At 59.7% G+C, this 21,888-nt stretch carries 19 protein-coding genes; 8 read left to right on the top strand and 11 right to left on the bottom strand.

Annotated elements, in window-relative coordinates:
• Positions 1-31 precede the first annotated feature (31 nt).
• From RHM69_RS08310 to RHM69_RS08295, 4 genes are read left to right on the top strand one after another with little or no spacing between them, the layout of a single operon-like run.
• Positions 32-505 (top strand): MarR family winged helix-turn-helix transcriptional regulator, encoded by a 474-nt coding sequence (locus tag RHM69_RS08310; protein ID WP_014718945.1) that lies wholly within the window; start codon positions 32-34, stop codon positions 503-505.
• Positions 502-1,953, top strand: coding sequence for an efflux transporter outer membrane subunit (locus RHM69_RS08305; RefSeq protein ID WP_200599260.1), 1,452 nt, complete (start codon positions 502-504; stop codon positions 1,951-1,953). The genes RHM69_RS08310 and RHM69_RS08305 overlap by 4 nt, the downstream gene beginning before the upstream one ends.
• Positions 1,954-1,968: 15 nt before the next feature.
• Positions 1,969-3,168 (top strand): efflux RND transporter periplasmic adaptor subunit, encoded by a 1,200-nt coding sequence (locus RHM69_RS08300; RefSeq protein ID WP_014718943.1) that lies wholly within the window; start codon positions 1,969-1,971, stop codon positions 3,166-3,168.
• Complete coding sequence (locus RHM69_RS08295) at positions 3,168-4,697, top strand: DHA2 family efflux MFS transporter permease subunit (protein WP_020302329.1); 1,530 nt, start codon at positions 3,168-3,170, stop codon at positions 4,695-4,697. Before RHM69_RS08300 ends, RHM69_RS08295 begins: the two co-directional genes overlap by 1 nt.
• Positions 4,698-4,835: 138 nt before the next feature.
• Here RHM69_RS08295 and lpxH read toward each other — a convergent pair whose 3' ends face one another.
• Both lpxH and RHM69_RS08285 read right to left on the bottom strand, forming a co-directional pair.
• On the bottom strand, positions 4,836-5,585 hold the full coding sequence (gene lpxH / locus RHM69_RS08290; RefSeq protein ID WP_014718941.1) for a UDP-2,3-diacylglucosamine diphosphatase: 750 nt from the start codon (positions 5,583-5,585) through the stop codon (positions 4,836-4,838).
• Positions 5,582-6,088, bottom strand: coding sequence for a peptidylprolyl isomerase (locus tag RHM69_RS08285; protein WP_014718940.1), 507 nt, complete (start codon positions 6,086-6,088; stop codon positions 5,582-5,584). Before RHM69_RS08285 ends, lpxH begins: the two co-directional genes overlap by 4 nt.
• A gap of 237 nt (positions 6,089-6,325) precedes the next feature.
• Between RHM69_RS08285 and RHM69_RS08280 the strand changes: the two genes are divergently transcribed.
• The gene (locus RHM69_RS08280; RefSeq protein ID WP_014718939.1) at positions 6,326-8,026 is read left to right on the top strand and encodes a glutamine--tRNA ligase/YqeY domain fusion protein; all 1,701 of its coding nucleotides are present in this window, start codon (positions 6,326-6,328) and stop codon (positions 8,024-8,026) included.
• Between the two features lie 15 nt (positions 8,027-8,041).
• A complete protein-coding gene (gene cysS / locus RHM69_RS08275; RefSeq protein ID WP_200599259.1) occupies positions 8,042-9,424 on the top strand; it encodes a cysteine--tRNA ligase in 1,383 nt (460 codons plus the stop codon).
• Between the two features lie 113 nt (positions 9,425-9,537).
• On the opposite strand, the gene RHM69_RS08270 is transcribed toward cysS, so the two are convergent.
• From RHM69_RS08270 to RHM69_RS08230, 9 genes are all read right to left on the bottom strand, one after another.
• Positions 9,538-10,899: a toxin-antitoxin system YwqK family antitoxin gene (locus tag RHM69_RS08270; protein ID WP_200645807.1), complete on the bottom strand. Its 1,362-nt coding sequence runs from the start codon at positions 10,897-10,899 to the stop codon at positions 9,538-9,540.
• Between the two features lie 450 nt (positions 10,900-11,349).
• A complete protein-coding gene (locus RHM69_RS08265; RefSeq protein WP_019819429.1) occupies positions 11,350-12,357 on the bottom strand; it encodes a hypothetical protein in 1,008 nt (335 codons plus the stop codon).
• A 252-nt stretch (positions 12,358-12,609) separates the two neighbouring features.
• On the bottom strand, positions 12,610-12,948 hold the full coding sequence (locus tag RHM69_RS08260) for a Na+/H+ antiporter subunit G (RefSeq protein WP_014718935.1): 339 nt from the start codon (positions 12,946-12,948) through the stop codon (positions 12,610-12,612).
• Positions 12,945-13,223: a K+/H+ antiporter subunit F gene (locus RHM69_RS08255; RefSeq protein ID WP_003192168.1), complete on the bottom strand. Its 279-nt coding sequence runs from the start codon at positions 13,221-13,223 to the stop codon at positions 12,945-12,947. Before RHM69_RS08255 ends, RHM69_RS08260 begins: the two co-directional genes overlap by 4 nt.
• On the bottom strand, positions 13,220-13,708 hold the full coding sequence (locus tag RHM69_RS08250; RefSeq protein ID WP_014718934.1) for a Na+/H+ antiporter subunit E: 489 nt from the start codon (positions 13,706-13,708) through the stop codon (positions 13,220-13,222). Before RHM69_RS08250 ends, RHM69_RS08255 begins: the two co-directional genes overlap by 4 nt.
• Positions 13,705-15,387 carry a monovalent cation/H+ antiporter subunit D gene (locus tag RHM69_RS08245; RefSeq protein ID WP_014718933.1) on the bottom strand — a complete coding sequence of 561 codons (1,683 nt, stop codon included), beginning with the start codon at positions 15,385-15,387 and terminating at the stop codon, positions 13,705-13,707. Before RHM69_RS08245 ends, RHM69_RS08250 begins: the two co-directional genes overlap by 4 nt.
• The gene (locus tag RHM69_RS08240; protein ID WP_003192163.1) at positions 15,384-15,728 is read right to left on the bottom strand and encodes a Na+/H+ antiporter subunit C; all 345 of its coding nucleotides are present in this window, start codon (positions 15,726-15,728) and stop codon (positions 15,384-15,386) included. The genes RHM69_RS08245 and RHM69_RS08240 overlap by 4 nt, the downstream gene beginning before the upstream one ends.
• The gene (locus tag RHM69_RS08235) at positions 15,728-18,649 is read right to left on the bottom strand and encodes a monovalent cation/H+ antiporter subunit A (protein WP_137271343.1); all 2,922 of its coding nucleotides are present in this window, start codon (positions 18,647-18,649) and stop codon (positions 15,728-15,730) included. Before RHM69_RS08235 ends, RHM69_RS08240 begins: the two co-directional genes overlap by 1 nt.
• Positions 18,650-18,854: 205 nt before the next feature.
• The gene (locus tag RHM69_RS08230; RefSeq protein ID WP_019819413.1) at positions 18,855-19,784 is read right to left on the bottom strand and encodes a DMT family transporter; all 930 of its coding nucleotides are present in this window, start codon (positions 19,782-19,784) and stop codon (positions 18,855-18,857) included.
• Between the two features lie 92 nt (positions 19,785-19,876).
• Between RHM69_RS08230 and RHM69_RS08225 the strand changes: the two genes are divergently transcribed.
• Together RHM69_RS08225 and RHM69_RS08220 are read left to right on the top strand one after the other, a co-directional pair.
• Positions 19,877-20,440, top strand: a complete 564-nt coding sequence (locus RHM69_RS08225; protein ID WP_038450543.1) for a helix-turn-helix domain-containing protein — start codon at positions 19,877-19,879, stop codon at positions 20,438-20,440.
• A gap of 22 nt (positions 20,441-20,462) precedes the next feature.
• Complete coding sequence (locus tag RHM69_RS08220; RefSeq protein WP_200601205.1) at positions 20,463-21,857, top strand: FAD/NAD(P)-binding protein; 1,395 nt, start codon at positions 20,463-20,465, stop codon at positions 21,855-21,857.
• Positions 21,858-21,888: the final 31 nt, after the last annotated feature.

Here is a 21,888-nt window from a genome sequence, read left to right as displayed (position 1 = left end):
CACTGCCTAGGCAGTAATAAGGTGACTTTCGATGCCTCACTTCACCCCTGACAACTTCCACAACTGCCACCTCGGCCTGTTGCTGGGCCGCGCCGCGATCCTCAAGGACCGCATCATCGACACCCATATGGAACCCCACGGCATTACCGCGGCGCAGTTCAAGGTGTTGATCATCATGGCCCAGTTCGGCGTCGATACCCCGGCGGAGCTGTGCCGCAACCTGTCCCTGGACAGCGGTTCGATGACGCGCATGCTCGACCGGCTGGAGCAAAAAGACTTGCTCAGCCGCAAGCGTTCCGAGCTGGATCGCCGCCAAGTGCAGTTGGTGCTGACCGCCGAAGGCCAGCGCCTGGCGGACATGCTCCCGCATATTGGCGCCAAGGCGCTCAACCAGTTGGCCGGCGTGCTTGAGCCGGGCGAGCTGGAAACCCTGGAGCGGATCCTGAAGAAAATGCTGATCGCTGCGGGTGACCCCATCACGATCCAGCGGGTAGGTCGATCATGAACACACGCGCACTCAGCCTGGTGCTGGCGGCGATGACGTTGGCCGGTTGTGCCAACTACAGCGGCCTCGATACCCAGGGCCAGCGCCTCGACGCCAACACCCTGCACACCGGCAAGTCCCTGAGCGGGGTGACGCTGTCGAGCGCCGCCTGGCCGGCCGCTGACTGGTGGAAAAGCCTGGGCGACCCTCAGCTTGACGGCCTGATCCAGGAAGCCCTGCAAAACAGCCCCGACATGCAAGTGGCCGACGCCCGCGCCCACCAGGCCGAAGCGGCGGCCTATGCCGCCAACGCGGCGCGTATGCCGACCGTGGATGCCAGCGCCGGCGTGAGCCGTTCGCGCCTGGCCAAGGATCAGGACCCACGCGGGCAGGGCGATGCCTATTCGACGGTGCGCAACATCGGCGCCAGCTTCAATTACAACTTCGACCTCTGGGGCGGCCAGCGCGCCGCCTGGGAAGCCGCGTTGGGCGAGGCCCGTGCTGCCGAAGTCGACCAGCAGGCCGCGCGCCTGACTCTGGCCGCGAACGTGGCCAAGGCCTACAGCGACCTCGGCCAGGCGCATATCGTGCGTGACCTGGCCGTCGATGACCTCAAGCGTACCCGCCAGATGCTCGACCTGAGCAAGCGCCGCCTGAGTTCCGGTATCGACAGCGAGTACCAGTTCCAGCAGACCGAGAGCCTGGAAGCCAGTTCTCAGTCGCAACTGATTGACGCGGAAAAACAACTGCAAAGCGCCAAGATCGCCCTCGCCGTTTTGCTCGGTAAAGGCCCGGACCGCGGTGACGAGCTGGCGCGCCCAGCGGTGCTCAAACCCAGCGCCGTGGCCGTGCCGGCGGTGTTGCCTGCCGAGCTGCTCGGCCGTCGCCCGGACCTGGTCGCCGCACGTTGGCGCGTAGAGGCCGCGAGCAAGAACATCGATGCCAGCAAGACCCGCTTCTACCCCAACCTCAACCTGAGCGCGAGCGTCGGTGCCGAGTCGTTGCTGGGCGATGCGATGTTCGGTTCGGCCAGCCGCTTCTTCAATATCGCACCGACGATTTCGCTGCCGATCTTTGACGGCGGCCGTCTGCGTGCTGATCTCGATGCCCGCGACGCCGACTACGACCTGGCCGTGGCCCAGTACAACAAAACCCTGGTGCAAGCCTTGGGTGATATCGGCAACAGCCTGTCCCAACTGCGCGACACCGGGCGGCAGATCCAGGCCCAGCAACATGCCGCTGACATCGCCCAGCAGTCCTACGACACCGGGGTGCAACGCTACAGCTCAGGCATCGGTAACTACCTGGATGTGCTCAGCATCGAACAGCAATTGCTACAGGCCCAGCGTCAGCTGGCCACCCTGAATGCGGCGCAGATCGACCTGTCGATTCAATTGATGCAGGCCCTGGGTGGCGGGTATCACGCCAACAGCGTGGCCGCGACCACCCCCGCAACACGCACGGAATAATTTGAGGTATTTGTCATGGCCACTGCCGAAAGCACCAACGCAACCGAACAACCCAAAGACACCAACCCGCGCAAACGCAAAGTGATGCTGATCGGCCTGGCGCTGATCGTCATCCTCAGTGTGGTGGGCGTGTGGGCCTGGTATGAGTTCTACGGGCGCTTCAATGAAAGCACCGATGACGCCTATGTGAACGGCAACGTGGTGGAAATCACCCCGCTGGTCACCGGCACCGTGGTCAGCATCGGCGCCGACGATGGTGACCTGGTGCATGAAGGCCAGGTGCTGATCAATTTCGACCCCAACGACGCCGCAGTCGGCCTGCAAAGTGCCCAGGCCAACCTGGCCCGCACCGTACGCCAAGTGCGCGGTTTGTACAGCAACGTCGATGGCATGAAAGCCCAAGTCAATGCGCAGAAAGCCGATGTGCAAACCGCCCAGGACAACTACAACCGCCGTAAAACCCTGGCCCAGGGTGGCGCGATTTCCCAGGAAGAACTGTCCCACGCTCGCGACAGCCTGACCGCTGCCAAGAACGCCTTGACCAACCTTGAGCAACAACTCAAAACCACCAATGCCCTGGTGGATGACACGGTGATTTCGTCCCATCCCGATGTGCAAGCGGCCGCCGCGCAACTGCGCCAGGCGTACCTGACCAATGCCCGCAGCACCTTGATCGCGCCGGTCACCGGCTATGTGGCCAAGCGCACCGTGCAACTGGGCCAGCGCGTGCAGCCGGGCACGGCGCTGATGGCGGTGATCCCGCTGGACCAGCTGTGGATCGACGCCAACTTCAAGGAAACCCAACTGCGGGATATGCGCATCGGCCAGCCGGTGGATATCGAGTCGGACATCTACGGCAGCGACGTCAAGTACAGCGGCACCGTCGACAGCCTCGGCGCCGGCACCGGCAGCGCGTTCGCCTTGTTGCCTGCACAGAACGCCACCGGCAACTGGATCAAGATCGTGCAGCGGGTACCGGTGCGCATCCACATCAATGCTGAAGAGCTGGCCAAGCATCCGCTGCGCGTGGGCTTGAGCACCGTGGTGAATGTAGACCTGCACGACCAGAGCGGCCCGGTGCTGGCGCAACAGGCGCCGCAAAAAGCCTCGTTCACCACCAACGTGTATGACCGCCAATTGGCCGAAGCCGATGCCATGATCAACCAGTTGATCCATGACAACAGCGTCGCCGCTCCCAAGGCTGCGCAACGCTGATGAGCAATAACGCCTCGTTCACGCCACCCAGCCTGTTGATGGCCACTATTGGCCTGTCGCTGGCGACCTTTATGCAGGTGCTCGACACCACCATCGCCAACGTGGCGTTGCCGACCATCTCCGGCAACCTGGGGGTGAGTTCGGAGCAGGGCACCTGGGTGATCACCTCGTTTGCGGTGAGCAACGCCATCGCCTTGCCGCTCACCGGTTGGTTGAGCCGGCGCTTTGGCGAGGTGAAGCTGTTTTTGTGGGCGACCCTGCTGTTTGTGCTGGCGTCGTTCCTGTGCGGTATTTCCACCTCGATGCCTGAGTTGATCGGCTTTCGGGTGCTGCAAGGCTTGGTCGCCGGGCCGTTGTACCCGATGACCCAGACCTTGTTGATTGCGGTCTATCCACCGGCCAAGCGCGGCATGGCTCTGGCGTTATTGGCGATGGTCACGGTGGTCGCGCCGATTGCCGGGCCCATCCTCGGCGGCTGGATCACCGACAGCTACAGTTGGCCGTGGATCTTTTTCATCAACGTGCCCATCGGTATCTTCGCGGTGATGGTGGTGCGCTCGCAGTTGAAGAAACGCCCGGTGGTCACCAGCTACCAGCCGATGGATTACGTCGGGTTGTTGAGTCTGATCGTCGGGGTGGGGGCCTTGCAGATCATCCTCGACAAGGGCAATGACCTGGACTGGTTCGAGTCCAACTTCATCATCATCGGTGCGGCCATTTCGGTGATCGCCCTGGCGGTGTTCGTGATCTGGGAGATGACCGACAAGCACCCGGTGGTCAACCTGCGGCTGTTCGCGCACCGTAACTTCCGGATCGGCACCATTGTGCTGATCCTCGGTTATGCGGGCTTTTTCGGCATCAACCTGATCCTGCCGCAGTGGCTGCAAACCCAGATGGGCTACACCGCCACCTGGGCCGGGCTGGCGGTGGCGCCGATCGGCATTCTACCGGTGCTGATGTCGCCGTTCGTGGGCAAGTACGCGCACAAGTTCGACCTGCGCCTGCTGGCGGGCCTGGCGTTCCTGGCGATTGGCTTGAGCTGCTTCATGCGCGCCGGTTTCACCAACGAAGTGGACTTCACCCATATCGCCATGGTGCAGCTGTTCATGGGCATCGGCGTGGCGCTGTTCTTCATGCCGACCTTGAGCATCCTGATGTCCGACCTGCCGCCGCACCAGATTGCCGACGGCGCGGGGCTTGCGACCTTCCTGCGTACCTTGGGCGGCAGCTTTGCGGCATCGCTGACCACCTGGATCTGGATCCGCCGGGCCGACCAGCACCATGCCTACATGAGCGAGAACATGACCGTCTACGACTCGACCACCCGCGATGCGTTGCAGGCGCTGGGTGGGGCAGGGCAGAAGGCCTATACCCAGCTGGACCAGATTCTCACCAGCCAGGCGTACATGATGTCCACCGTGGATTACTTCACGTTGCTAGGGTGGATGTTCATGGGCTTGATGTTGCTGGTGTGGCTGGCCAAGCCGCCGTTTACCGCAAAAGCGGGGCCGGCGGCATCGGGGCACTGATCCGCAAAAGTTGGAATGCAATCAAGTGTGGGAGCTGGCTTGCCTGCGATGCAGACACCTAGGTGTATCAGATGCACCGAGGTGATGCTATCGCAGGCAAGCCAGCTCCCACAGGTTGATCGGTGTTGTGCCAGAGGGTTATGCGCCAGGCAGCGCCAACTGCGGGTTGACGAAGTCAAACGCCGCCAGCTGAAAGCCTTGCTCATCCACCTGCAACGCCCAGCCTTGCTTGTCCCAGTCCCCCAGCACAATGCGCTTGGCCGCCTGGTCGCCGATCTGCAGCTTATGGATGGCGGGGCGGTGGGTATGGCCGTGGACCAGGGTGCGCACGCCGAACTGCTGCATCACCCGTGGCACTTCTTCAGGGGTGACATCGACAATGTCGTTGGCCTTCATGCGCACCTGGGCGCTGCTCTCACTGCGCAATTTGCGCGCTAGCTTGTGGCGGGTGCCCAAGGGCAGGTGGCGCAGGATAAACAGTACAACCGGGTTACGCAGGATGCGCCGCAGCTTCATATAGCCGAGGTCGCGGGTGCAGAGGCTGTCGCCGTGCATCAACAGCACAGGCTCGCCATACAACTGCACGACCGTCGGGTCCTTGAGCAAGGTAGCGCCTGCCGCTTTGCAGAACGCCTTGCCGATCAGGAAATCACGGTTGCCGTGCATGATGAAAATCGGGGTGCCGCTGTCGCTCAGCTCGCGTAGAGCCGCGCAGATGGACCGCTGGAAGGGGGTCATGCCATCGTCGCCAATCCAGGCTTCGAAGAAGTCCCCCAGAATGTACAGCGCCTGGGCACCACGGGCGCGGCCATGGAGCAGATCCAGAAACGCCCGGGTAATGTCCGGGCGTTCCTCTTCCAGATGCAAGTCTGAAATCAGCAATATCACGCTTCGATGATCTCGGCTTTCTCGACGATCACGTCTTCGGCTGGAACGTCCTGGTGACCGGCCTTGGAGGTGGTGGATACGCCTTTGATCTTGTCGACAACGTCAGTGCCTTGGGTGACTTTACCGAACACCGCGTAGCCCCAACCCTGCACGTTCTTGCCGCTGTGGTTCAGGAAGGCGTTGTCGGCGACGTTGATGAAGAACTGCGCGGAGGCCGAATGCGGCTCCATGGTACGGGCCATGGCGACGGTGTACTTGTCGTTGGAAAGGCCGTTGTCCGCTTCGTTCTGGATGCTTGGACGCTTGTCTTTCTTCTCCTTCATGCCAGGCTCGAAACCGCCGCCCTGGATCATGAAGTTACCGATGACACGGTGGAAAACGGTGTTTTCGTAGTGGCCGGCTTTCACGTATTCAATGAAGTTGGCGACGGTGATCGGCGCTTTCTCGGCGTTCAGCTCGATGACGATGTCACCGTGGTTGGTGGTCAGTTTGACTTGAGTCATGTTCACTACTCTTTTCAGGGAATTCGTGGGTGTGGGCGCCTGGGCACCTTACCTGTCTGGCTAAACGACGGCCAAGGCGCGCAGTTTAGCGTGCCCTGCGGGAATTTCGAGGTGGTTTTTTACCGCCCGGGCAATTAATTGGCCGCGCTCTGTATGTGTCTTGACTGCTTCGGCTATTATGAGCCCTTTGTTTTATCTGGCCCCACCTGGCCATGCACCTGTCTGTTCAAGGATCCTATGAGCAAGCCCACTGTCGACCCTACCTCGAATACCAAGGCCGGACCTGCCGTCCCGGTCAATTTCCTGCGCCCGATCATCCAGGCGGACCTGGATTCGGGCAAGCACACGCAGATCGTCACCCGTTTCCCGCCAGAGCCCAACGGCTACCTGCACATCGGCCACGCCAAGTCGATCTGTGTGAACTTCGGCCTGGCCCAGGAGTTCGGTGGCGTCACGCACCTGCGTTTCGACGACACCAACCCGGCCAAGGAAGACCAGGAATACATCGACGCCATCGAAAGCGACATCAAGTGGCTGGGCTTCGAATGGTCCGGTGAAGTGCGCTATGCCTCCAAGTATTTCGACCAGTTGTTCGACTGGGCCGTCGAGCTGATCAAGGCCGGCAAGGCTTATGTGGACGACCTGACCCCGGAGCAGGCCAAGGAATACCGTGGCACGCTGACCGAGCCGGGTAAGAACAGCCCGTTCCGCGACCGTTCGGTAGAAGAGAACCTGGACTGGTTCAACCGTATGCGCGCCGGCGAATTCCCGGACGGCGCCCGCGTGCTGCGCGCCAAGATCGACATGGCCTCGCCGAACATGAACCTGCGTGACCCGATCATGTACCGCATCCGCCATGCCCATCACCACCAGACCGGTGACAAGTGGTGCATCTACCCGAACTACGACTTCACCCACGGTCAGTCGGACGCCATCGAAGGCATCACCCACTCCATCTGCACCCTGGAGTTCGAAAGCCATCGCCCGCTGTACGAATGGTTCCTGGACAGTCTGCCGGTTCCGGCGCACCCGCGTCAGTACGAGTTCAGCCGCCTGAACCTGAACTACACCATCACCAGCAAGCGCAAGCTCAAGCAACTGGTCGATGAAAAACACGTGCATGGCTGGGACGACCCGCGCATGTCCACCCTGTCGGGCTTCCGTCGCCGTGGCTACACCCCGGCGTCGATCCGCAACTTCTGCGACATGGTCGGCACCAACCGCTCCGACGGCGTGGTCGATTTCGGCATGCTCGAATTCAGCATCCGTCAGGACCTGGATGCCAATGCACCGCGCGCCATGTGCGTGCTGCGTCCGTTGAAAGTCGTGATCACCAACTACCCGGAAGGCCAGGTCGAGAACCTCGAACTGCCGCGCCACCCGCAGAAAGAAGAGCTGGGCGTGCGCAAATTGCCATTCGCCCGCGAAATCTACATCGACCGTGACGACTTCATGGAAGAGCCGCCCAAGGGCTATAAGCGCCTGGAGCCGAATGGCGAAGTGCGCCTGCGCGGCAGCTACGTGATCCGTGCGGACGAAGCGATCAAGGACGCCGATGGCAACATCGTTGAACTGCGTTGCTCGTACGATCCGGACACCCTGGGCAAGAACCCTGAAGGCCGCAAGGTCAAGGGTGTGGTCCACTGGGTACCGGCCGCTGCCAGCATCGAGTGCGAAGTGCGCCTGTACGATCGTCTGTTCCGCTCGCCGAACCCTGAGAAGGCGGAAGACAGCGCGAGTTTCCTCGACAACATCAACCCTGACTCCCTGCAAGTACTCACTGGTTGTCGTGCCGAGCCATCGCTTGGCGACGCACAGCCGGAAGACCGTTTCCAGTTCGAGCGCGAAGGCTACTTCTGCGCGGATATCAAGGACTCGAAACCAGGCACTCCGGTATTCAACCGTACCGTGACCTTGCGAGATTCGTGGGGCCAGTGATTTAAGGGAAACATCGTGCTAACGATCTACAACACGCTCAGCAAGACCAAAGAAGTCTTCAAGCCGCTGGATGGCAACAAGGTGCGCATGTACGTGTGCGGCATGACCGTGTACGACTACTGCCACATCGGCCACGGCCGCAGCATGGTTGCCTTCGACCTGGTGACCCGCTGGTTGCGTTTCAGTGGCTATGACTTGACGTACGTGCGCAACATCACCGACATCGACGACAAGATCATCAACCGTGCCAACGAAAACGGCGAGTCGTTCGATGCGCTGACCGAGCGCATGATCGCCGCCATGCACGAGGACGAGGCGCGCCTCAACATCCTCAAGCCGGACATGGAACCGCGTGCCACGGACCACATCCCTGGCATGCACGCGATGATCCAGACCTTGATCGACAAGGGCTACGCCTACGCCCCAGGCAACGGCGACGTGTACTACCGCGTCGCCAAGTTCATGGGCTACGGCAAGCTGTCGCGCAAGAAGATCGAAGACCTGCGCATCGGCGCGCGGATCGAAGTCGACGAAGCCAAGCAGGACCCGCTCGACTTCGTACTGTGGAAAGGTACCAAGCCGGGCGAGCCGAGCTGGAAGTCGCCGTGGGGCGCCGGGCGTCCGGGCTGGCACATCGAATGCTCGGTGATGTCCACCTGCTGCCTGGGCGAGACCTTCGACATTCATGGCGGCGGCAGCGACCTTGAGTTCCCGCACCACGAAAACGAAATCGCCCAGAGCGAAGCCGCCACCGGCAAGACCTACGCCAATGCCTGGATGCACTGCGGCATGATCCGCATCAATGGCGAGAAGATGTCCAAGTCCTTGAACAACTTCTTCACCATCCGCGACGTGCTGGAAAAGTACCACCCGGAAGTGGTGCGTTACCTGCTGGTGTCGAGCCACTACCGCAGCGCCATCAACTACTCCGAAGACAACCTCAAGGACGCCAAGGGCGCTTTGGAGCGTTTCTATCACGCGTTGAAAGGCCTGCCCGCGGTGGCACCTGCAGGCGGCGAAGCCTTCGTGGCACGTTTCACCGAAGTGATGAACGACGACTTCGGCACCCCGGAAGCCTGCGCCGTGCTGTTCGAGATGGTGCGCGAGATCAACCGCTTGCGCGAGACCGATATCGACGCAGCGGCGGGCCTGGCGGCGCGCCTGAAAGAACTGGCCAGCGTGCTGGGCGTGTTGCAGATGGAAGCCGATGACTTCCTGCAAGCGGGTGCCGAAGGGCGTGTGGATGCCGCTGAGGTAGATGCACTGATCCAGGCGCGTCTGGCGGCTCGCACCAACAAAGACTGGGCGGAATCCGACCGTATCCGCGACCAACTGACCGCGATGGGTGTGGTGTTGGAAGACGGCAAGGGTGGGACGACGTGGCGGTTGGCTGACTGACCGTTGAAAGCTGCACGCTGAATAAAAAAACGCCCCGACTGGTTCGGGGCGTTTTTTTGCATATTGCTAAGTTTTTCGAATTAAACCTCTATTCCTGTCCAAGACCTTCATAGTCAGAGCGGAGTTCTCACCGAACACGGCTCTGAAATTTTTCCTGCTTGGCATTGGCAGTCTTCTATCAACGTCCCGTCTCGGCCCCACTGCCGTGATTGTCCGTTTCTCTCGCCGTGTGCGTATTCGGTAGAATAAAGTTGAGTTCCATCCTCAGACCAACCTTGCATCTTTCCATGTAGTTTTCCGTCTTTATAAATTGAGTGCTTTCTTTTTTGTCCGTTGTCATACCATTCTATGTCGTCGCCTTGGCGGTTATGATTTTCGTCTTGTTCCCATTGGCTGACTTTTATACCGTCAATGTTCCATTCGTGGCTTATTCTAATGTGCTGATTTGTATAGAGTGTTTGTGATTCGGTCTGGCCGTTTGCGAAGTATTTGACGTCCCAGCCATCCAACTGCCCGCGGTCATAATCTTGTATATTTTTTAGTGTGCCGTCTTCATAGTAATAATTTGATATTCCTGAGCGACTGCCATCTAAATATTTTTCCATGGATTCAGGATTTCCGTTAGCGTACAGTTTGACTCTTGGGCCATTTAGCACTCCATTTGCATAATGCTCACGGATCTTGATTTTTCCTGTCGGGTCGTAAGTTATGTACTCGCCGTCAGTGATAATTCCGTTATTGTAATTTATGGATTTTTCAATTTTTCCGTTTTTGTGGCGAACAATACTTTTTCCTTCACGTTGCCCCTGCGCACTCATTTCAATAGAACTCGAAACCATGCCGTTGCTATGAAAGGTGCGAAATTTATGGATGAATTTGCTCGCAGCATAGTCTTCATTGTCGACGAATCCATCAGCCGCAATCTTCTTGGTTTTTTTATCGTAGATATATACTTTCCAGGCTTTTAGCGTTTTGTCATAAGTTTGGGGTTGCTCTATGAAAAAAAGACTGCGCGCAGCTGGAACGGGTCGGTAATTCTCGTCTAAGTACATTTTTCCATCAATTAGCACATCTGTGAGTGATCTGCATGTTTCACCCGTGCAGGTAGCGAATTTGGTTGCCATTGGTATTTTTCGATCACAATCCTGATGGGTGATAAATAGTGCGGCTCCATCATCAGCGTATTTTTTGATTTTCTTAACTTCTGCTAGGAAACGTTCGACAGGAACGCCGATGGAGTCCGGTGTGATATGCAGTTTTGAAGTGCCACAACTGTGTTCTGTCGAAAGCGTCAGACGAACTGCCGCCATGAGCTTTACGCCGAAAGAGTCCGGGGTTTCTGTATCTATGTCGAGATAGGTTGCATTCATTTTTATATTTAGAATTGTCGATAGGTGAGTCTGTTCGGCTTGAGCGTATATTGCATTCGAGATGAGTGCTAGTGTCACTAAGAATTTCTTATATTCGAATTGCATCCCGATTTTCCATTAATTGACTTGTATAGAGAGGGTAAAGTTTTGGGTGGTGGCTGTTCGTGACTTCGATTTACGTTTGAGTGGAAGGTGTGCCCGCTAGAAACGCTCAATGGAGTATCGGGCACCAAAGAGAAGACTATGGGTCAATCGTTGTCTACAAAGAAGCGAGGGTTTCTGGCGCGGACGTAGGATGTTTCTTTGGGAAGTATGTCACGGTGCTTTACGTTGTTAGTGCTTGCGGGTGTTCAATAGCTGACGGTAAAAGGGGGTGGGTCTACCCAACTGACCGCAATGGTGTGGGTTGGAAGACGGCAAGGGTGGGACGACGTGACGGTTGGCTGACTGACCGTTGAAAGCTGCACGTTGAATAAAAAAACGCCCCGACTGGTTCGGGGCGTTTTTGAATATAAATATTGAAGACTTGGCTTGTTGTAGGTGTGATGCATGCGTTCAATAGTGAGAGAATAATTCTGTCTTCTTCACTGCGAGCATTACTAGAGTTTCGTATAGTGCTATTAGTTGTCCGAGCGTTTTGTTTGGGTAATTTTTATAGTTTTCGCGTGTTATATGAAGAGACTCTAAGTGGCGGCTTAGCTGATGCTGTGCCATGCCTAATTCGTTTTGGGCGATCTCTGTTCTATTCTGTTTATCGGTCGCCCACTTTTCAAATTCGATTTGACTGTATCGCCAAGGGTTTTCTTTGATGTCAATCTTCCATAGTTCTAAGTAGCCAGATTTGATTGTCAAGTCGGAAATTATATCGTCTGCACCCTCAGTGGTAATGGCTAAGGCTTCGAGGTCATGCAAAGTTTGGATGGAGTCTCCGTATAGTTTTCTAACGCTTTCGAGTAGTCTTTTGATTGTGTCTGTATGTATCTTAATTTTGTTCTTTGATTCGTCGTTTACAAGTGCTACCAGCTCTTCAGGGACTCGGATAACTGCGTTTTCAACCAGTTCGAGCCTTGGAGAGTTGAAGATTTCGACCGGAGTGCAACTGGATGGAGTGGCCGATAGCTTCAGGCCCGCATGGCTGTAGGCTTGCGCTACCAGCCTTGAGCAAAATTGAAGACTTGAAGGCTTTTCAAGTTCGACTTTTAAGTGCCCAAGCCATTCCTTCTTGAAAAAGGGCGCCGCCTTCACGGCCTCCCATATAGAATATACTGTGCCAATTTTTAATCGAGCATATTGCTCAATGATTTTCGAAGTCTCAGGTGAAAGATGCGGGTTGTATCGTTTTAGGGCGATTTGATTCGGGTGTTCAACAAGCAATCTCTGCGCATTAAAAGAATGAACGCCCCCTTTTTTATCCGCATGTATACAGCTGCCATAACCTACGCAAAGCATGACGTGCGAATAGTTGCCCCCGGTAAAGTTTCTTATTGTCTTGCTTGTGAGGCTTGTTTCGGTGGTGAAAACGATATCTCCGGGCTTCATCAGTGCCAAGTCGATCGAGTACATTTATTGTTCTCTCATGTTATACGGGAAAGGTTTAGTGCTGGATCGAGCGGGCGCTTCCCGATGTGGCGCGTAGCGGGATGATGCTAAGTTGGCGCAATTGGTGGCGCGTATCCGCTCTTTTGCCTGGCGCCAAACCAAATGTGGGAGCTGGCTTGCCTGCGATGGCGCAGTTTCAGTCAATGATGCTGTAACTGATAAACCGCTATCGCAGGCAAGCCAGCTCCCACATTTTTACTGAATTCGCCTGAAGAATCAGCGGCGGCTGCTGACTTCGGCGGGGACGTCATCACCGGCCATGCGTTTGCGGAACAGGGCGGTTCGCGCCAACAGCAGTGTGGTGACCGGCACGGTGATCGCGAGCAAAATCGGAATCAACCAGCCGTGCAACACCGGCCCGGATTTGAGCGTTGAAAAGTAGATGATCGACGCCAACGCCACGCTCCAGGCCCCCAACGTCGAGGCCAGTGCCGGCGGGTGCATGCGTTGGAAAAATTCTTTCATCCGCAGCAAGCCAATCGCGCCAATCAAGGCAAACAGGCTGCTGAGCAACAGCAACGCCGCCACGATAATCTCAACCCATAACGGCATCATTCAATCACCTCCCCACGCAGCAGGAATTTGGCCAGGGCGAACGAGCCGACGAAGCCGAACAGCGCGATCAATAGCGCTGCTTCAAAGTAAGTGTCGCTGGCATAGCGAATACCCAGGGTCAGCATCATCAGCATCGCCAGGATGTACAGGTAGTCCAGCGCCAGTACCCGGTCCTGGGCCGAGGGGCCTTTGAACAGGCGCACCAGGGTCAGCACCATGGCCAGGGAGAACAGGAACAGGCTGAACAGGATCGCATTGGCGAGCAGGGCGCTCATTCGAAGATCTCCATCAGGGGCCGTTCGTAGGCGTGCTTGAATTGCTGGATAAACGAGGCTTCGTCATCCAGGTCGAAAACGTGCAGCAGCAGGATGCTGCGGTCCAGGGCCAGTTCCGACCAGACGGTGCCGGGGGTCACGCTGGTGATCATCGCCAGCACCGCCAGGCCGTTGGCGTCGCGCAGGTCCAGGGGGATCTTGATAAAGCGCGAGCGCGGTGGGCGTGAGCCGCAAGTGAGTACGCCCCAGGCGACGTGCAGGTTGGAGATGATTACGTCAAGGCCGACCCGGAAAAACAGGCGGATGATCACCCCAGGGCGACGGATGCGGATCGGCAGCGGGCGCAGCGGCGCCATCATCAGCGGCGCAAGAAAGCCCAACAGTGCGCCCAGCAGCAGGTTGCCGGGGCTGATCGACAAGTTCAGCACCAGCCACAATACCCACAACGCCAACGACAGCCAGGGAGCCGGGAACAGACGTTTCATGGCTGCACCTCCAGGGCGGCGGCCTTGGCTTCAGGGCTGGGCACTGGGCGGGTCGCGAGCACTGCCATCACGTAGTGTTCCGGGTTGTTCAGGCTTTGGGCGGTGGCCTGGGTGTAGCGCATCAGCGCCTCGGCCTTGAAGGTCAGCGCGATGCTCAACCCCAGCAGCAGGAAGATCGGCACACACTCGTAGCGGCGCAGCAGCGGTGATGGGCGTTCTTCCGGGGTCCAGAAGCGCTGGATGCCGAGGCGGGCGAAAGCGATGAGCGAGGCCAGGCCAGAGAGAATCAGCAGCGCGACCAGGCCCCAGGCCGCCGGGCGGATGGACTCGTCCACGGCGTTGCCCAGGCCCAGTGGATTGATCAGCGCACTCAACAGGCTGAGCTTGCCGATAAACCCGGACAGCGGCGGCATGCCGATAATCAACAGCGCGCAGGCGATAAAGCTCAGGCCCAGGAAGGCCATGGTCCAAGGGATGACCTGGCCGATCACCGCTTTTTGCTCATCGTCCAGGTTCACACCCGGGCGCGGATGCAGCGATTCCATGGCTTTGGGCAGCGCATCAATCTCCTCATCCAGCGGCAGGTCGTTGGCCGAACGCGAACGCTCGATCAACTCCGCCAGCAAAAACAATGCACTCAGTGCCAGGGTGGAGCTGACCAGATAGAACAGCGCCCCCGCGGTCAGGCTCGGCTGGGCAAACCCTACCGCTGACAGCAGGATCCCGGCCGACACCAGGATACTCAGGCTGGCCATGCGCTCCAGGCGCTGCGCCGCCACCATCGCCAGTGCCGCGCAAATGATGGTCGCCATGCCGCCATACACCAGCCAATCCCCGCCAAACAGCGCCGAGGCGCCGGCCTGGCCGGAGAACAGCAGGGTCCACAGGCGCAGCACGGTGTACACGCCGACCTTGGTCATGATCGCGAACATTGCCGCCACCGGCGCGCTGGCCGAGGAATAGGCGGGCGCCAGCCAGAAGTTCAGCGGCCACATGCCGGCCTTGGCCAGGAACGCCGTAGCCAGGATCGCCGCACCGGCATGCAACAGGCCGCGATCCGCCTCCGGCACCAGCGGGATCTTCAACGCCAGGTCGGCAAAGTTCAGCGTGCCGGTGACGCCGTAGATCATCGCCGCGCCAATCAGGAACAGCGACGACGCCAGCAGGTTGATCGCAATGTAATGCAGCCCCGACGATACCCGCGCGCGGCCGGAACCGTGCAGCATCAGGCCGTAGGAGGCGGCCAGCAGCACTTCGAAGAACACGAACAGGTTGAACAGGTCGGCGGTGAGGAAGGCGCCATACAGCCCCATCAGTTGGATCTGGAACAGGGCATGGAAGCTGGTGCCCGCACGGTCCCAGCGGGCCATGGCGAACAGCAGCGCGCTGACGCCGATAACTCCGGTCAGCACCAGCATCATCGCCGACAGTTGGTCCACCACCAACACGATGCCGAACGGCACCTGCCAGTTGCCCGGCAGGTACACGCCAATGGAGCCGGGGCCGCCTTGTTGCGTCCAGTACAAGAGCAGGATGGCCACGCCCAGGCCGACGATGCTGGAGCACAGATTGATCTGGGCTTTGAGCGGGCGGCGTTTCTCGCCCAGCATCAGCATCAGCCCGGCGGTGAGCAGCGGCAGCAGGATCGGCGCGACGATCAGTTGATTCATCCACGTCATTCCTTGGGCTCCCGGCCGTCTACATGGTCAGTGCCGGTGAGGCCCCGGGAGGCCAGCAGCACCACCAGGAACAACGCGGTCATGGCGAAGCTGATCACAATGGCCGTGAGCACCAGGGCCTGGGGCAGTGGGTCGGTGTAGTTGAGCAGGTCTTGGGGCACGCCGTCCTTGATGATCGGCTCCTTGCCGATAAACAGGCTGCCCATGCTGAAGATGAACAGGTTGACCCCGTAGGACAGCAGGCACAAACCCATGACCACCTGGAACGTCCGTGGCCGCAGGATCAACCAGACGCCGGAGGCAGCCAGGACCCCAATGGCTATTGCGATGACTTCTTCCATCAGGCGGCTCCTTCGGTTGCAGCAACCACTTTGGGCTGGTTGCTCGGTTTATGCGCGCGCACCGACTGGTGGCCGAGGGCGGTGAGCATCAACAGGGTCGAGCCCACGACCATGGCGTACACGCCGACGTCAAAGAACAGCGCACTGGCGATATGAATATCGCCCAGTAGCGGCAGGCTGAAATGCCAGGTATGCGTAGTGAGGAACGGGTACCCGGCGAACAGCGCACCCAGCCCGGTCAAGGTGGCCGACAGCAGGCCGAAGCCCATCCAGCGCATGGGCCGCAGGCTCATCTGCGCCTCGACCCACTGGGTACCGGCGACCATGTATTGCAGGATAAACGCCACCGACATCACCAGCCCGGCGACGAAACCACCACCCGGTTGGTTGTGGCCACGCATGAACAGGTAGAACGACACCACCAGCGCAATCGGCAGCAGCAGGCGCACCAGTACCGCCGGCACCATCATAAAGCCCAGGGCGGTGTCGCTGGCCTGGCGCGGGTTGACCAGGTCGGTCGCCACGTCTGGCGCCAGTTGGCGCTGTTGGGGCGGCAACTCCATGCTTTCCTTGGACGGGCGGAAGCGGCGCAGCAAGGCGTACACGGTCAAGGCCACAGCGCCCAGTACGGTGATTTCGCCCAGGGTGTCGAAGCCACGGAAGTCCACCAGCATCACGTTCACCACATTGCTGCCGCCGCCTTCGGGCAGGGCACGGCTTAAGTAGAACGAGGAAATATCGTTGGGCGTCTGGCGGGTCAGCATCGCATAGGACAACAGCGCCATGCCGCCGCCGACTACGGTGGACAGCAGCAAGTCACGCAGGCGGCGGATACGCGCCTTGCGCAGCGAGCTGGGCAGGGGTGAGACCTCTTCGATCCGCCGTGGCAGCCAGCGCAGGCCAAGCAGGATCAACACGGTAGTGACTACTTCCACCACCAATTGGGTGAGGGCCAGGTCCGGCGCTGAGAACCACACGAAGGTGACGCAGGTCATCAGGCCGCACACGCTGACCATGGTCAGGGCCGCCAGCCGGTGGTACTTGGCTTGCCAGGCGGCGCCGAGGGCGCAGGCAATCGCCAGCAACCACAGGGTGACGAAGACGATGGACCCCGGGATTTTCGGGCGGTCGCCCCAGCTGAGGCCACTGTTGATCATCGGGATCATCGCGCCGATCACTGCCAGTAGCACCAACAGGAACAACTGGGTTTGCAGGCGCTTGGTGCTGATGCGTTTCTCGATCCGGCGCACACCGCGCATCATCACCACCAGGCAGCGCTCGAAACCGCGCTTGCCGTTGAAGTAGCCGATCAGCGGCGGGTATTCGAAGCGGCCACGCTTGAGTTGTTTGCGCAGCATCAGGTACAGCACCACGCCGCCGGTCATCGCCACCAGGCTCATGATCATCGGCGCGTTCCAGCCGTGCCAGATCGCCAGGCTATATTCCGGCAACGTACCGCCCACCACCGGCAGGGCGGCAGCGGCGAGGATCGAGCCGACCACCTGGGCCGGGAAAATCCCCACCAGCAGGCAGGTGAACACCAACAGCTCGACCGGTGCCCGCATCCAGCGCGGCGGCTCGTGGGGCGTGTGTGGCAAGTCGGTGGCGGGCGGGCCGAAGAACACATCCACGGTAAAACGCAGGGCATAGGCCACGCTGAATGTACCGGCAATGGTCGCGATCAGCGGCAGGGCGATTTCCACCCACTGAGTCGACGAGATAAACACGGTTTCGGCAAAGAACATCTCTTTGGACAGGAAGCCATTGAGCAACGGCACCCCGGCCATGGACGCGCTGGCGACCATCGCCAGGGTCGCGGTAAACGGGATCAGGCGCACCAGCCCGCTGAGCTTGCGGATATCCCGCGTGCCGCTTTCGTGGTCGATGATGCCCGCGGCCATGAACAGCGAAGCCTTGAAGGTGGCGTGGTTGAGAATATGGAATACCGCGGCAACAGCGGCCAGCGGGCTGTTAAGGCCCAGCAGCAGGGTGATCAGCCCGAGATGGCTGATGGTGGAATAGGCCAGCAGGCCCTTGAGATCGTTTTGAAACATGGCGCAGTAAGCGCCGAGGAGGAGCGTGAGGGCGCCGGCACCGCCGACGATCCAGAACCATTCTTCGCTGCCGGACAGCGATGGCCACAGGCGGGCCAGCAGGAACACGCCGGCCTTCACCATCGTCGCCGAGTGCAGGTAGGCCGAAACCGGCGTTGGCGCCGCCATGGCGTGGGGCAGCCAGAAATGGAAGGGGAACTGAGCGCTTTTGCTCAAGGCGCCGATCAGCACCAGGGCGAGCATGACCGGGTACAGCGAATGCGCGCGAATCTGATCGCCCGCCGCCAGCACCTGGTCCAGATCATAGCTGCCGACGATATGCCCCAGCAGCATGACCCCCGCCAACAGGCACAGCCCGCCGGCGCCGGTGACCATCAGCGCCATATACGCCCCGCGTCGCGCATCGGCACGGTGGTGCCAATAGCCGATCAGCAGGAACGAGAACAGGCTGGTCAGTTCCCAGAAGAATACGATCTGGATCAGGTTGCCGGAGATCACCAAACCCAGCATGGCGCCCATGAACGCCAGGAAAAACGCAAAGAAACGCGGCACTGGGTCGTCCGGCGACATGTAGTAGCGCGCATACAGCGACACCAGCGTGCCGATGCCCAGCACCAGCATCGAGAACAGCCAGGCAAACCCATCCATGCGCAACACGAAGTTCAGCCCCAGGCTGGGCAACCACATGAATTCTTCGCGGATCACGCCACCGTGGGCGATCTGGGGGTAGAGCAGGGCGACTTGAATAGTACCGACCAGCGCCACAAGGCCGGCCAACAGGGATTCGGTGTTACGTGCGTTATGCGGCAGCAAGGCCGCCAGACAGCTGCCGATAAAAGGCAGAAGCAGTAGAACTATCAGGGACATAGGCTTCTAATCTGCGGGAGTTTGGGATGCATCATACGTGCCGCTTTCATGATCACCAAACGGCAAGATGTGGCAGGATCCTACAAAGTAGGCTGAAACGTCCCATTTGGCACTGTTTCAACCTCCCTCTGAACTGAAATGCCGACCCTCTGGGAGCCGGGCTTGCCCGCGATGACCATAGACCTGGCACTCCAGCGTTCCCAGGTTAGCCCTGACGCTCCTGTTCCAAGGCATCTGCCAGCTCAACAGCCTTTTGCCCCTTGGTCTTCAACTCACTCACAATCACCGCCAGCACAATCAACACCGCACCCAGCATCGCGATTGGCGGGAACCGTTCCCCGGCGATCCGCCCCACAACGCCTGCCCACACCGGCTCACCGGCATAAATCAACGTCGCCCGCGTTGGCGAAACACTTTGCTGGGCCCAGTTCATTGCCACCTGGATCACCGCACTGGTCAAACCCAGGCCTACGGCGCTGAACAGCAGCAACCACGAAAAGCCGGGTAACGCCTCGCCCATCGGCACCACCATCATGAACGACAGCACTGAAGCCGTGGCCAATTGCACAACGGTCACCCGACGAATATCCACTTGGCCGGCAAATGCGCTGATCAAAATGATCTCGGCCGCTATGGCCACTGCACCGATCAAGGTGGCGATTTCACCCGCGCTGAAATTCAGCGAGGCCCCCGCCGGGCCGGTCAACAGCATCAACCCGGCAAACGCCAACATGATGCCGATGCTGGGCATCAAGCCGGGGCGACGGCCCAGCACCAGCCACTGCAACAGCGGTACGAACGGCACATACAAGGCGGTGATAAACGCCGATTGGCTGCTCAAGATGGTTTGCAGGCCAATGGTCTGCAAACCGTAGCCGAACATGATCGCCACCCCGATAAACACTCCGGCCTTCAATTCGAACAGGGTCAGGTCGCGCAGGGTGCGCAAGGAAAAGAACCCCACCACAATCGTCGCGGCTGCGAAGCGCAGGCCGACAAAGAACATCGGCCCGCTGACGGTCATGGCGTGCTGCACCAGTAAAAAGGTGCCGCCCCAGATCATGGTGATCACCACCAGGATGCATTCGGCTTTACTGAAACGGTTGAAACGCGAAGGGGAGTTCGGGGCGGTCATGGCGGCTCGGTCTTGCAAGGGGAAAGCACGGACCGCACAATGCGCCGCACGCTGGGCAGTATACTGCGCACACCCACCTATTGAGCAATATAGTGCACAAAGAAAATCCGCAACGGGCTTCGGTCCTGCAGCACGTCAGCCAGAACGTTCGTCGCCTGCGCCATGCCGCCGACTTGAGCCAGACCGCGCTCTCGGAAAAGTCCGGAGTCAGCCGGCGTATGCTGGTGGCGATTGAGGCGGGGGAGAAGAACGTCAGCCTGTCGACCCTGGACCGTGTCGCCGAAGCGTTGGACGTGGCGTTCAGTGACCTGATCCAGGCGCCGGATGTGCGGGACCACAGCCGTATCAACGAGCTGGCCTGGGCGGGCGAGATTGTCGGCAGTAAGGCAGTGTTGCTGGCCAAGGCCACGGCACGGCGTGAAGTCGAATTGTGGGAGTGGCGGCTTGAGCCTGGTGATCGTTATTGCCCGGACCCTGATTTGGAAGGGTGGAGCGAGCAACTGTTTGTGTTCGAGGGCAGCCTGACGCTGGTGATAGGTGATCAGGAAACTGTCATCGAGGCTGGAGAGTTCTTTATGTTCGCCAGCCACCAGCCCCATGCTTATCGCAATGATGGGAGCGCGGCGGTACGGTTTGTTCGAAATGTGGTGATTTGAGCAACAATAAGGGCGAACTGGCATGAGTGAATCCACCCGCGTTGCAGACGTACTGATCATCGGTGGTGGCCTGAGCGGCACGATGCTGGCCGTGCAACTGCTGCGCCTGCCGGGCACGCGGCGCATCCTGATAGTCGAACCCCGTGCGGAACTGGGGCGCGGCGAAGCCTACAGCGCGGTCGAATTGGGCCATACGCTAAACGGCAATGCGGCGCGCATGAGCGTTGACCCGGACAACGCCGACGACCTGACCCAATGGCTCACCGACTACATCAGCGCCGGCGGATGGCCCGAGTCGTACCAACAGCATGTGCCCATCAGCGAACTGTTCCCGCCGCGGGGGCTTTTCGGCCTGTACGCCCAGAAGCGTCTGGCGCAAGCCAAGGCAGTGTCCACCTCGATCGTCGAGCACATCCGCGCCGAAGGGGTAGACCTGCAAGTCGACCCCACCTCGGCGTTGTTGACCCTCGATACTGGCGAGCAACTGCGCGGCGCCTGTGCGGTATTGGCCACCGGCATGTTTGCGGCGGCGCGCACTCCGCAGACCGAGTCCACAGGATTGAATGCCGCCGCGTTGGACCCTTGGGATGTCCCCGCGATGGCTCGTCTCGACCCACAATCGACCGTACTGATCATCGGCTCCGGACTGACCATGGTCGATGCAGTAGTCTCCCTGGAACAAGCCGGGCATCGCGGACCTATCGAGGTTTTTTCGCGGCACGGCCTGTTGCCCCATGTACGCCGGCAACCGCCGAGCTGGGACGACTTCCTCGCCGCTGACCACAGCCTGAGCAGCCCCCGACAATTGCTGCGTGAGGTGCGACGCCAATGCCAGCTCGCGCTGAGGCAAGGTATTGACTGGCAGGCACCGCTGGACACGGTGCGCGTGCACATAGCACGCCTGTGGAGCCAGGCCAGTGAGGCTCACAAGCGCCAGTTCGTGCGGCATGTACGGCCTTGGTGGGAAAGCCATCACCACCGTTCGCCGCCCTTGAGCGCGCAGTTGGTGGCGCGGTTGCAGGAGCAAGGGCGATTGCGGATTCAGGCGGCGTCGTTCAAGGGCTTGGTGCCGTCGCAAGAGGGAGTTGCCATTGCGGTGCGCTACCGTGGCGAGGATGTGATCACCCAGGTGTTGGGCGCTGCGCTGATCAATTCCAGCGGCATCGAATACGACTGGCGCCGAGTGGCCCGGCCTTTACCGCAGCAATTGCTCAAGCGTGGGTTGGTCCAGCCTGGGCCGCTGGCGCTGGGGATTGCGGCGGATGCAACGGGGGCGGTGCTGGATGCTCGCGGCCAGGTCAGCCAGCGACTGTTCGCCATGGGGCCGCCGTTGCGGGGCATGTGGTGGGAGAGCACGGCGGTGACCGATGTGGCCCTGCAGGCCAAGGCGCTGGCCGCCAGGCTGGTACAGGTTTGACTGTGGGAGCTGGCTTGCCGGCGAAAGCGCT

Origin of the sequence: Pseudomonas sp. CCI1.1, assembly GCF_034348165.1 — a bacterium.
Classification (GTDB): domain Bacteria; phylum Pseudomonadota; class Gammaproteobacteria; order Pseudomonadales; family Pseudomonadaceae; genus Aquipseudomonas; species Aquipseudomonas paracarnis.
This window is presented reverse-complemented; position numbering and strand designations above follow the sequence as displayed.